Origin of the sequence: Xanthomonas sp. CFBP 8151 (genome assembly GCF_011761885.1) — a bacterium.
Taxonomy (GTDB): Bacteria; Pseudomonadota; Gammaproteobacteria; order Xanthomonadales; family Xanthomonadaceae; genus Xanthomonas; species Xanthomonas arboricola_B.
This window is the reverse complement of sequence record NZ_JAASQZ010000001.1, coordinates 87,302-99,091: the sequence shown is the minus strand read 5'-3', so window position 1 is coordinate 99,091 and position 11,790 is coordinate 87,302. Positions and strand designations below refer to the sequence as shown.

General features: G+C 69.2%; 10 protein-coding genes. 5 read left to right on the top strand and 5 right to left on the bottom strand.

The window, feature by feature from the left end:
• Nucleotides 1-2: 2 nt before the first annotated feature.
• From FHT08_RS00430 to FHT08_RS00420, 3 genes are all read left to right on the top strand, one after another.
• Complete coding sequence (locus FHT08_RS00430; protein WP_166773934.1) at nt 3-566, top strand: Sua5/YciO/YrdC/YwlC family protein; 564 nt, start codon at nt 3-5, stop codon at nt 564-566.
• 90 nt (nt 567-656) lie between these two features.
• Complete coding sequence (locus FHT08_RS00425) at nt 657-1,436, top strand: DUF4124 domain-containing protein (protein WP_166773933.1); 780 nt, start codon at nt 657-659, stop codon at nt 1,434-1,436.
• Complete coding sequence (locus FHT08_RS00420) at nt 1,433-2,101, top strand: hypothetical protein (RefSeq protein WP_104645417.1); 669 nt, start codon at nt 1,433-1,435, stop codon at nt 2,099-2,101. Before FHT08_RS00425 ends, FHT08_RS00420 begins: the two co-directional genes overlap by 4 nt.
• Nucleotides 2,102-2,369: 268 nt before the next feature.
• On the opposite strand, the gene FHT08_RS00415 is transcribed toward FHT08_RS00420, so the two are convergent.
• Nucleotides 2,370-3,146 carry an SDR family oxidoreductase gene (locus tag FHT08_RS00415; RefSeq protein WP_104536472.1) on the bottom strand — a complete coding sequence of 259 codons (777 nt, stop codon included), beginning with the start codon at nt 3,144-3,146 and terminating at the stop codon, nt 2,370-2,372.
• A 106-nt stretch (nt 3,147-3,252) separates the two neighbouring features.
• On the opposite strand from FHT08_RS00415, the gene FHT08_RS00410 reads away from it, so the two are divergent.
• Nucleotides 3,253-3,468, top strand: coding sequence for a hypothetical protein (locus tag FHT08_RS00410; protein ID WP_104536473.1), 216 nt, complete (start codon nt 3,253-3,255; stop codon nt 3,466-3,468).
• Between the two features lie 276 nt (nt 3,469-3,744).
• Here the strand turns inward: FHT08_RS00410 and sppA are convergent, their stop codons facing one another.
• The 4 genes from sppA to FHT08_RS00390 form a co-directional block, all read right to left on the bottom strand.
• The gene (gene sppA, locus FHT08_RS00405) at nt 3,745-5,646 is read right to left on the bottom strand and encodes a signal peptide peptidase SppA (protein ID WP_104536474.1); all 1,902 of its coding nucleotides are present in this window, start codon (nt 5,644-5,646) and stop codon (nt 3,745-3,747) included.
• Between the two features lie 84 nt (nt 5,647-5,730).
• Nucleotides 5,731-7,107 (bottom strand): MATE family efflux transporter, encoded by a 1,377-nt coding sequence (locus FHT08_RS00400; RefSeq protein ID WP_104607240.1) that lies wholly within the window; start codon nt 7,105-7,107, stop codon nt 5,731-5,733.
• A gap of 354 nt (nt 7,108-7,461) precedes the next feature.
• A complete protein-coding gene (locus FHT08_RS00395; RefSeq protein ID WP_166773932.1) occupies nt 7,462-8,064 on the bottom strand; it encodes a DUF3106 domain-containing protein in 603 nt (200 codons plus the stop codon).
• Entirely contained in the window at nt 8,051-9,085 is a 1,035-nt protein-coding gene (locus tag FHT08_RS00390; protein ID WP_166773931.1) for a hypothetical protein, read from the bottom strand. The genes FHT08_RS00395 and FHT08_RS00390 overlap by 14 nt, the downstream gene beginning before the upstream one ends.
• Before the next feature lie 470 nt (nt 9,086-9,555).
• On the opposite strand from FHT08_RS00390, the gene FHT08_RS00385 reads away from it, so the two are divergent.
• Entirely contained in the window at nt 9,556-11,778 is a 2,223-nt protein-coding gene (locus tag FHT08_RS00385) for a primosomal protein N' (RefSeq protein ID WP_104536478.1), read from the top strand.
• The last annotated feature ends 12 nt before the right edge of the window (nt 11,779-11,790 follow it).

Sequence of the window (11,790 nt, the reverse complement as noted above, 5' to 3'; positions counted from 1 at the left end):
GCATGCAGCACACGCTCAGCCCGGACCGCGCAGTCGCCACCCTGAGCCGGGGCGGCGTGATTGCCTATCCCACCGAAGCGGTATGGGGACTGGGCTGCGACCCGCGCCAGCAGGCCGCCGTGCTGCGGCTGCTGGAGATCAAACGGCGCCCGGTCTACAAGGGCGTGATCGTGGTCGCCGCCAGCGTGGATGTGCTGCACGACTGGGTGGATCTCGACGCGCTGGCACCGGCCCGCAAGCAGCAGGTGCTGGCCAGCTGGCCGGGCCCGCATACCTGGATCCTGCCGATTACCGCCCAGGCGCCGCGCTGGGTCACCGGCGCGCATGACGGGCTGGCGGTGCGCATCAGCGCACACCCGCTGGTCGCCGCGCTCTGTACGGCCTGGGGCGGCCCGCTGGTGTCCACCAGCGCCAATCTGGCAGGTGAGCCACCCGCACGCAGCTTTCAGGCGCTGGACCCGGCTCTGCTGGCCAGCATCGACGGGGTGACGGACGGCGAAGTGGGCGCGTTGGCGCAACCGACCCAGATCCGCGACGCCCGTAGCGGCCAGATCCTGCGCGACTGAGCAGCCGCCGCGCGCCGCCTGTCGGCGCGCTTGGCCCTTGACGCCTTGCCCCCCTTTGCCCACAGCCGGGCAGACGCGCACACTGCGGCCATGCGTACCGTCCTGACCCTCCTGTTGCTGGCCACCGCGCTGCCTGCGTCGGCGGCCAGCACCGCCAGCAAGCCGGATCCGAATGTGCGGATCTACCGCTGCGTCAGCAGCACCGGTACCGTCGCCCTGCAAGATGCGCCATGCAGCAGCGGCCGCCAGCAGGTGCTGGACCTGCAGCGCCCGCAGGATCCGCCACCACGACCGCAGCGCGCCGTTGCCGCCCCGGCCGCCGTCGCCACGCAGCCACCGCGCGAGGTGCGCATCGTCACCGTGCAGCCGCCGCAGCCGATGTACGAGTGCACCACCGAAGACGGCGACCGCTATACCAGCGACAGCCCGGAAGGCAATCCGCGCTGGGTGCCGACCTGGGGCCCGGCCTATGTGGGCAATGGCATTGCCCCACCGGTCAACGGCGGCGGCATCCAGCGTCCGCCGATATCGGTCCGCCCACGCCCGGCGATGTCGGTGCAGGGAAGCGCCGGTCGCGGTGGAAGCTTGCGCGGCAGCGCAAGCTTCGGCGGCGGCGGTTATCAGGGAGGCTACCAAGGCGGCTACAACGGCGGCGGCTACGGCGGCACGGTGATCGTGCCGTACGGCAACGTGCAGATCCGCGATCAATGCCATGCCCTGCCCGAACAGGAAGTCTGCGCGCGCCTGGCCGACCGTCGCTGGGAACTGATCCGCCGCTACAACAACGCCTTACAGAGCGAGCGCCAGGACCTCAGCCGCGAACAGCGCGGCATCGACGCGCGCCTGCAGCGCGATTGCGGCGGCGCATGAAGCGCTGGCTAGGGGCGGCATTGCTGGCGTCTGCCTCGTGGGCCGGCGCACAGGAAGTGGCGATCTACCGGTGCACCGATCCCAGCGGCGCGCTTACCGTGCAGAACATGCCGTGCCCGAAAGGCATGCAGCAGCAGAAGAAACTGATGACGGCACCGGCCGCGATGCCGTTGACGCCGGGCGTCGCGGGCGCAGCATCGCCTGCGCGTACAGCGCCCGCGACGCAGCCGCGGACCACGCCTAAGGCCGATGTCTCCGCTGCCGCCCCGGCTGCACCACCAGTACCGGTGGCACCGACGCCACCTGCCACGTCCTCGATATCCACGCTGCCACCGCCACCCTTGTTCGAATGCACCGCGCACGACAACGGGCGCTATTTCACCGAAGACCGCGAGCCGGCCACGCGCTGCCTGCCGATGCAGACCACCAACCTGGCGGGTGGGCCGGCGACCGGCGGCGGCAGCGCCTGCGAAGTGGTCACCGATCGCTGCGCACCGGTGCCGGACCAGACCCTGTGCGAGGCCTGGCGTCAGCGTGCCGAGCAGGCCGAATCGACCTGGCATTTCTCCGACGAGGCGCAATCGGCCGAGCGCAAGCAGCGCTACGCGCAGATGCGTCGGGTGCTGGACGAAAGCCGCTGCGCGAATCCGTCCGCCACGCCGTGATGCTGCAACCGGCGATGCAGCGCACAGCAGCCAGTATGCCGGCGCTGTGCTTGCCGGGCTGATTTTTTCGAGCCACTGCAACCGTCAGCGGTCTCCGGACGACATGCACAGTGCAGTGAGCCGCACGCGAGCGGGCCGGCTGCGCTGTCGCCTGCATTGCGCGCAGGCGACAGCGGACAAGACGGGCGCGCCGTCGGCTCGGCGCATGCCTGCGCATCTTCCGGTGCCATGCACACGCACTGTCCGCGTCACCACGCGCGCAGGCGTGTCAGAACCCGTAACGCAAGAACCCGCCATCCACTGCGATGCATTCGCCGGTGATGTAACTGGCTGCCGGCAGACACAGAAAGCCGACGGCGGCGGCGACTTCTTCCGGTTCGCCGATGCGGCGCATCGGGGTGCGCTCGATGACCTGTTCGTAGTAATCCGGATCCGACAACGGCCCGGAGGTGCGACGGGTGCGGATGTACCACGGCGCCACCGCGTTGACGCGGATGCCGTCCTCGGCCCATTCCACCGCCAGGTTGCGCGTCATCTGCTGCAACGCGGCCTTGGTCATGCCGTACGGTGCACCGCTGCGCACGTGGGTGATGCCGGAGACGCTGCCGACGTTGACGATCGCCGAGGCCGCGTGGCGGGTCAGCAACGGATGCGCATAACGCGACAGCTCGAAAGCGGCGAACACATTGGTTTCGAAGATGCCGCGCCACTGGTCTTCGGTGTAATCGATCGCCGCACGGGTGATGTTGCCGCCGGCGTTGTTGATCAGCAGATGCAGGCCATCGGCATGGTCTTCCACCCAATCCAGAATCGCGCGCCGCTCTTCATCGTCGGCCACGTCGGCGGCCAGCCCATGCAGTTCGCGCCCGGGAAATTCCTCGGCCAACTCGTCGCGCGCCTGCGCCAGCGCATCGGCATCGCGCGCCACCATCAGCAGATCCGCACCGAAGGCCAGCAATTCGCGCGCGATGGCAAAGCCAATGCCGGCGCTGGCGCCGGTGATGAGCGCGGTCTGTCCATCCAGCCGCCAACGATGGGTTGTCACGTGGGTGATCCTCTTTCAAGCCGCAGGAAACGGCCGCGGCAGCGCGATTGACGCATGCCTGCGGCCCGGGCGCTAGGATACCGCCACCCCGAGCGAGGTCACGACGATGAAACGGCATTGGATTCTTGCGACCAGCCTGACGTTGCTGCTGGGCGCCTGTCAGCGACCGCAACCTGCACCCACCGAGCAGAAGCCCGAGCCGCAGGCCACCGCCCTGCGCGACCACATCCAGGAGCCGTTGAACAAGGCGCACGCAGTGCAGGCGGCAACCGATCACGCTGCAGACGATCAACGCAAGGCGATCGATGCGGCCACGCAGTAACCGCAGCCTGCTATCTGAAGCACGCGCGTTTCTGTCGACGCAGCAACTGCGCGTGCGCGCATGCGATTGAGCGCAAGGCGATCACTGCATCTGCGCGCACGGCAAGCACGCGTGAGTTCGCTCGACCGATGGCTGATTGCCTGTGATCGTGGCGCCGTGCGTTCTGCCATTTTTGCGCTGTTGGCGCGCCCGCATTGCTGCATCGCCTGAGCGCAGATACAACAACGCCGGCACGAAGCCGGCGTTGTCGATCCATCATGCTGCAAACCTGCCGCGTCAGAAGCCGCAGAAGCAGTACGCCAGCGACTTGACCGGGGTGCCGCCCGCCTTGCTGTCGTGCACGGCGTCTTCGACGAAGCGCAGCTGCGTATCCACTTCCGGCAGCGAACGCGCCAGCAGTGTGCGCGCCATGCCCGAATCGCCCAGCATCCAGGCGCCCATGCGGCTGCCGGCAAATCCGCTCATGAACTGCGAGAACGGCGTCGCCGGCTTTTCCACATAGCGCACGCGGAACTTGCCGCGGCTCAACTTGGCGCGGTCGGCCGCATCTGCCACCGCTTCGGACATGCCGCCGAACGCGTCCACCAGGCCATGCTGCCTGGCCTGCGCACCGCTCCACACGCGACCGCGTGCGACCTTGTCGATGGCATCCACCGATTGGTGACGCGCCTGCGCCACCTTGCCGGTGAAGTCGGCGTAGCCCTTGTTGATCACCGCTTGGATCACCTGGCCGGCGGCCGGGTCCAGCGGCCGGGTGATGTCGAAGGCGCCGGCAAACCGCGTGGTGCCCACGCCATCGGTATGCACGCCGATCTTGTCCAGCGCGCGGGTCAGGTTGGGCACCATGCCGAAGATGCCGATCGAGCCACTGATGGTCGACGGGTCGGCATAGATGCGATCGGCATTCATGCTGATCCAGTAACCGCCCGAGGCGGCCAGATCGCCCATCGACACCACCACCGGCTTGCCGGCCTGCTTGAGCGCGACCACCTCGCGACGGATCTGCTCGGAGGCGAACACTTCGCCGCCGGGCGAATCCACGCGCAGCACCACCGCCTTGACCTCCTCATCGTCGCGCGCCTGACGCAGCAACGCGGCGGTGGACTCGCCCCCGATACGACCGGCCGGCTGCTCGCCACTGCTGATCTCGCCAGCGGCCACCACCACCGCCACCTGCGGACGGCTGTCCATCGGCGAGCGCTGCGCCTGCAGCTGGCTCAGATAATCGTTGAAGCCGATGTTGCGAAAGCCGCTGTCGGCATCGCTGTCGGCGACGCCGCGCTTGGTCAGCAACGCATCGACTTCCTCGCGGGTCTTGAGCCCGTCGACCAGCTTCTGCTGCAGCGCGAACTTGGCCAGATCGCCACCGGTCGCGGCCACGCCCTCGGGCAAGGTGTCGATACCGGCGGTCAGCTGCGCCGGGCTCAGCTTGCGCGCGTTGCCGACATCGGCCAGGTAGCGCTGCCAGACATCGTTCATCCAGAACAGGTCCGCTTCCTTGGCGTCGGCCGAAGCGGCATCGAGGATGTACGGCTCGGCGGCGGACTTGTACTCGCCCACGCGGAACAGATGCACGTCCACGCCGAGCTTGTCCTGCAGGCCCTCGCGAAAATACTGCCGATAGCGGCCAAGCCCTTCCAGCAGCACGCTGCCCATCGGGTCGAGATAGACCTCGTTGGCCTGTGCGGCCAGCAGGTACTGGCCCTGGCTCATGCTTTCGCTGAAGGCGACGATCTGCTTGCCGGAGGCGCGCAGCTTCTGCAACGCCGCGGCCACTTCGCGCTGCGAGGCGAAACCGGAGGGCTGAAACTTATCCAGGCTCAACACCACCCGTTCGATCTTGCGGTCTTTGCCGGCCGCCTCGATCACCCGCACCAGGTCACGCAGCTGCACTTCCTCGGCACTCTTGTCGCCGACCGCCTTGGCCAGCGACCGGCTCACCGGATCGGCGCTGAACTGCTCGACCAATGTGCCTTCGGGGTTGATCACCAGGGTAGTGCGCTCGGCCAGCGGCTTGCTGCCGTCGCCACGCGCAATCGCCACCACGAACAGCAGCAGCACCAGGAACAGGAAACCGAAGAACACCAGGTTGAAGATCAGGCGCCGGGTGAAATTCATCACATCCCACAGGCCGACGAAGAAACTGGCGATGGGACTGCGACGCACGGGGTGGTTCATGGAAAACTCCGTCGAAAGACGCTGCATACAAGTCAATGGTGTCCAGCATACCGGCTGCGCGGCACGCGCGGCATGCGCTGGAAGTCAGGGGGCCGCGCCGGCAGTGAGCCGCCGGCTGGTCTGCCGGAAGCGCAAGCCCATCAGGACCGACGCCACGGTCAGGCCCAGAATCAGGCCGATCCACATGCCTTGCGGCCCCCATCCCAGCCCCAGGCCGAGCCCGGCCCCGATCGGCATGCCGACACCCCAGTACGAGAACATCGCCAGGAACATCGGCACACGGGTGTCCTTGAGCCCCCGCAAAGCACCGCTGGAAAGCACCTGGATGCCGTCGGGAAACTGGAACGTGGCGGCAAACAGCAGCAGCACCGAGGCCAGCGCGGCCACCGCCGCATCGTCGGTATAGACGCTCACGATGGCATCGTGGCCCAGCAACAGCACGCTGGCCGACAGCGCCTGGGTGCCCAGCACGATGGCGTAACCGGCCCAGGCCGCACGCCGCATGCCGAGCGGATCGCCGCGCCCGACCGCATGCCCGACCCGCACGGTGGTCGCCTCGGCCACGCCCATCGGAATCATGAAACACAGCTGCGCGACGTTGATCGCGATCTGGTGCGCGGCCGCTTCGGTGGAGCCGAGCCGGCCGATCAGCAAGGCGGTGACGATGAACAGCCCGCCTTCCATCAGCACGGTGATGCCGATCGGCAGACCGGTGCGCAACAGATCGCCGATCGCACGCCAGCGCGGCCCCTCGAAATGGGCGAACAACTGCAGATGCGCAAAGCGCCGCGAGCGCCACAGATATAGCGCAAACACGCTGGCCTGCACCCACATGGTGATCGCCGAAGCCATGCCCAGCCCCTGCGCACCGTGCTCGGCAAAGCCGAACTTGCCATAGGTCAGCGCGTAGCCCAGCGGCGCCAGCACCAGCAGGCCGCCAAAGCCCAGCAGCATGGTCGGCAGGGTCCAGTGCATGCCCTCGCTGAGATAGCGCATGCAGAAGTAGAACGTCAGCGCCGGCCCGCCCCAGCGCACCGCATGCAGGAAGTCGGTCGCGCCCGGCACGATGTCCGGCGCAATCCCGAAGGTGGGCAGCAGCGGCGGCACCGCACTCAGGAACGCGAACATCACCGCGCCCAGTCCCAGCGACAGCCACAGGGCCTGGCGGAACAGCGGGCCGATCTCGCGCTCGCGGCCGGCACCGCGCAGTTGCGAGACCGAGGCGGTCAACGAGATCAACGTGCCGATCGGCACCAGCATCGGCAGCCACAGCAGCGAGGTGCCGATGGTGACCGCCGCCAGCGTGGCGGTGCCGTGGTGACCGGCGATGACGTTGTCGACAAATCCGATCAGGCCGGTGGAGACGTGGCCGAGCACCAGCGGCAATGCGAGCAGGCCGGTGGTGCGCACTTCCGCGGCGAAGCGCGGCGTCGCGGACGTGGGTACAGGAGAGACAGACATGACAACCGATCGCTGCGCGGACTACGGCCGTGCCGGGAGGCGCTGGCACCGGGTCGCGTGGGGCCGCTATCTTACCCGCACTTGCGACGCGGGCAGCGGCTGTCGGCGGCCAGGCCACGCCGGGAACGCGCGCGGCGGCAGGTGCGCGGCGGCGAACGGCCGGCGTGGCTGGTCACCGAAACGGGATGCCTGGGTTTCAGCGCGGTCCATGTCCTTCGTGACGATCGCCGCTTCGCACACGCATCGCCGAGGGCGGCAGCCCCGCATGCCCCCGGCTCGATGTCCGGCATCGACGATGCGGGGAGACGACATCAGCGCAGGGATGCTGCAACGGCGCTGTCCCGCCGCTGCCGATTAGCGCGCCAGCTGGCGCTTCAACCAGGCGCTGCGCGTTGCCGGTGCCTGCGCAAGCAGGGCATCGCGCAAGCCATCGCGCTCCTGCGGCGGGGTGCGTTGCGCCAGCATCGCCAGCTGCTCCAGTTGCCCGGCATCCAGGCTGCGCAGCGCCGCCAGCAGCGTGTCGCGCTGCGCTGGCGGCACGTAGCCGACCAAGGGCTGCAACTGCGGATAGAACGCGCCCAGCTGCGAACCCAGGCGCCAGCCATCGCGATGCAGGCGATCCATCGCGGTGAACTGCGTGCGCAACGCGCGTTGCTGGTCGTCGGGCAAGCCATGCAGACGTTCGCGTGCCTGCCGCAAGACCACCCGGTCGGTGGCGGTGAGCCCTTTCCAGGCCGCATATCGGGCGCGCAGCTCGGCCCGCTGGGCCGGCGTCAATGCGTCCCAGCGCGCGCGTTGCTGCGCAGCGCTCGGGGTGGCGGCCGTGGAGGCTACGGGCGTCGGCGTGCCGGATGACGCAGGCGCGCTGCCTTCTTCCAATGGTGCCGGCAGGGTTTGCGCGGCGGCCATGCCGACCGCGGCCACCATCAGCAGGCCGCACCACTTAATTATCGTCATCGACGGTCTCCAGGGTGGCGGCAGGCTGGCCGGCGGCGGTGGCATGCGCGCCGGATTCGTCGGCCGGCACCGGGTGGCCGGCCGCATACCAGGCGTAGAAATCGGCCGAACGCGCCAGTTCCAGGTCCGGGTCGGCGAGCATCGCCTGGTCGCGCGGATCCAGGCCGGGGCTTGCCACTGCATCCGGCAAGTCGGCGGCGGGAAGCTCTTCCACTAGCACCGGCGCGGCATCGGTGACATGCAGCACGCCGGCCGGGGCCTGCGAGACCGGCTCGGGCGGCAGGGCCGGGCGGCGGTGCGTCCACCACCAGCCCAGCACCGCGAGCAGCAGCGCCAACGCCAGCACGGCCAGCACGAGGCCGGCGTGGCGGCGGTCGATCCGTGGCCACTGCCAGTGGCGCGCAGGACGGGTGCGCGGCGCGGCCGGGCGGCGCGACTCGGCGGCGGCCACGAGCGCGGCCGCGACAGGCTGCAGCGGCATGCCGGCCAGGGCCGACTCGCGGAGCTGTGCCAGCCGGCTGACCTGCGCCGGGCTGAGCTCGCGCAACTCCTGCTGCGCCGCCTCGGCCAGCGCCCGCCAGGCCTGCGCATCCGGATTGCCGGCCGCATCGCGCGGACAGGCGCGGGCCAGCGACTGCCGATAGGCCGCCACCTCGATGCCTTGCACCTCGCTGGCAGGCTCCTCTTCCAGTCCGGCCACGATACGCAGCAGCAGCGCCAGCCGGTCGCTGGTCTGCATGCGCCCTAGCGCGGTGAACGGCGGCAACCAGGTTCCCGGCATGGGCTCGCGTCGCAGCGGTGGCGCAGTTGCCAGCAGGCTCCAGAAGCGCATCGGCCAGCCGGCCATCGGGCGACCCGCCGCCTGGCTGCTGAACGCCCGCAACGCCGCCGCCAGGGCCCGCTCGGCCATCGCGCCATCGCCGCATTGCAGGTGTGCAAGCACCAGACCCCGGCGTTCGACACCGCGCAGGAAAGCTGACAGCGCGGCAGGGGTGACGGGGGCGTCGGGGATTACGGTCATGGGAACTCCAGCATCGGCCGGCATGATACCGACGCAATCGCGCCTCGCCGATGGCTTGACAGATCGACCCGGCTGCGCTGCGCCCGGATGCCATCGACCGCCCTCACCCGCGCGGGTTGTGCACAGCGGCAGACATGCCGATGCGCAGGCGTCTGTCAACTGTTGATTTTTCTTTGTTGCATTCGTGTTTCACGCCTAAGTTATTGATCCTTATAAACTTAAGCCGATTGGTGAAAAAATGTCCAAGAGGTTGCAGAGTCTAGTGAATCCGCCTTCACAGCGTGGAGCACGAGACTAATTCACAGGTTTATCCACAGGCAGTGTGGATAAACCCGTTTCCTCAACCCTCACATAGGTTTACGTCGGATTTATCACTTCGATCACACAAACGCGTCGTAAGCCGAAGCGCCGATTCGAGGGCGATCGATCAGCGTCTGCCGGGTACTGGGCAGGGTCGGTAGACTGGCCGGATGTCTTCGACCGTCGCCACCTTGCGCGTCGCCCTGCCGGTGCCGCTGCCCCAACTGTTCGACTATCTGCCTCCGGCCGATGCCCCGTTGACCGACCCGGCGCGGGTCGGCTGCCGGGTGCGGGTGCCGTTCGGGCCGCGCGAGCTGGTCGGGGTGGTGGTGGAGATCGGCCAGCTGGCCTCCGCCGAGGGGCTGCGCCCGGCACTGGCATGGTGCGACGACGCGCCGCTGCTGGTCGAGGAGCTGGCCCGTTCGCTGCAGTGGCTGGCGCGCTACACCCACGCCCCGCTGGGCGAGGCCCAGTCCAGCGCCCTGCCCGGCCCGCTGCGCCGCGGCGAGCCGCTGGCCGACACCCACGCCTGGGCCTGGCAGCTTACCGAGGCCGGGCGCAGCGGTACCGCCAGCCTGCGCGCCGGCAGCCGCCCCGCCTTGCTGGCCGCCCTGCTGCTCACCGGTGCGCTGGGCGAAGAACAGCTGGACCCATTGCTGCCGCAGTGGCGGCAGGCCGCACGCAGCCTGGCCAAGCGCGGCCATGCCGAGCGCGTGGCGGTGCCGGCCGACAGCATCCCGCCCCGCCCCGGCAGCGGCCCGCAGCTCAACGACGAACAGCAGTCCGCCGCCGACGCGATCCGTGCGCAGGGCGGTTTTGCCACCTATCTGCTCGATGGCGTCACCGGCAGCGGCAAAACCGAGGTCTACCTGCAAGCGATCGCCGACTGCCTGGCGGCCGGTCGCCAGGCGCTGGTGCTGGTGCCGGAGATCGGCCTGACCCCGCAGACCCTGGGCCGCTTCCGCGCCCGCCTGGGCGTGCCGGTGCACGCGCTGCATTCGGGCCTGTCCGATGGCGAGCGGGCACGGGTGTGGGCGGCGGCGTGGCGCGGCGAAGCCAAGCTGATCGTCGGCACGCGCTCGGCGGTGTTCACCCCGCTGCCCAATGCCGGGCTGATCGTGATCGACGAAGAACACGACGGCAGCTACAAACAGCAGGACGGCATCCGCTATCACGCCCGCGACTTCGCGCTGGTGCGCGGCAAGGCGCTGGATGTGCCGGTGATCCTGGGCAGCGCCACGCCGTCGTTGGAAAGCCTGCACAACGCCTATTCCGGTCGTTACCGGCATCTGCGCCTGTCGCGCCGGGCCGGCGAGGCGCGTCCGCCGCGCGTGCGCGTGCTCGACGTGCGCAAGCGCCCACTCAAGGACGGCCTGTCGCCGGAGGTGCTGGCCGGCATCGGCGCCACCCTTGCGCGTGGCGAGCAGGTGCTGGTGTTCAAGAACCGCCGCGGCTATGCGCCGGTGCTGCTCTGCCACGACTGCGGCTGGACCGCCGCCTGCCAGCGCTGCAGCACGCCGCTGCACCAGACCCCGATGACCGTGCACGCCGGCGGGCGGCGCCTGCAATGCCATCACTGCGGCGCACGTCAGTCGGCACCGCTGGCCTGCCCGGCCTGTGCCAGCCTGGCGCTGCAGCCGCAAGGCATCGGCACCGAGCGGCTGGAAGAACGCCTGACCGAAGCATTCCCGGAGTTTCCGGTGGTGCGCATCGACCGCAGCACCACCCAGCGCCGCGATGCGCTGGAGACCCAGCTGGCGCGCCTGGGCAGCGAGGCCGGCATCCTGGTCGGCACCCAGATCCTGGCCAAGGGCCACGATCTGCCACGGCTGACCATGGTGGTGGTGGTCGGCATCGACGAAGGGCTGTTCTCGGCCGACTTCCGTGCCGCCGAAAAACTCTCCCAGCAGCTGATCCAGGTGGCCGGACGCGCCGGGCGCGCCGACCGCCCCGGCGAGGTCTGGCTGCAGACCCATCACCCCGAACACCCCTTGCTGCAGACCCTGGTCAACGGCGGTTACCACGCCTTCGCCGATGCCGAACTGCAGCAGCGCGAGGCCGCGGGATTTCCGCCGTTCGCGCATCTGGCGCTGTTCCGCGCCGAGGCCAAGGACGTGGCCGCGGCCAACCAATTCCTGCTGGCGGTGCGCGGCCTGACCACCGCAGACAGCACCGCGCAATCGCCCGCGTTTGCCGCAGTGGAATGCTACGGCCCGATGCCCGCACCGATGCCGCGCCGCGCCGGTTTCCAGCGCACCCAGTTGCTGTTGTCCGCGCAACAACGTTCGGCGCTGCATCGTTTGCTGGACGCGCAACTGCCCGCGATCTATGCGCTGCCGCAGGCGCGCCGCGTGCGCTGGTCGCTGGATGTGGATCCGATCGATCTGTATTAGTGCAGGCGTATC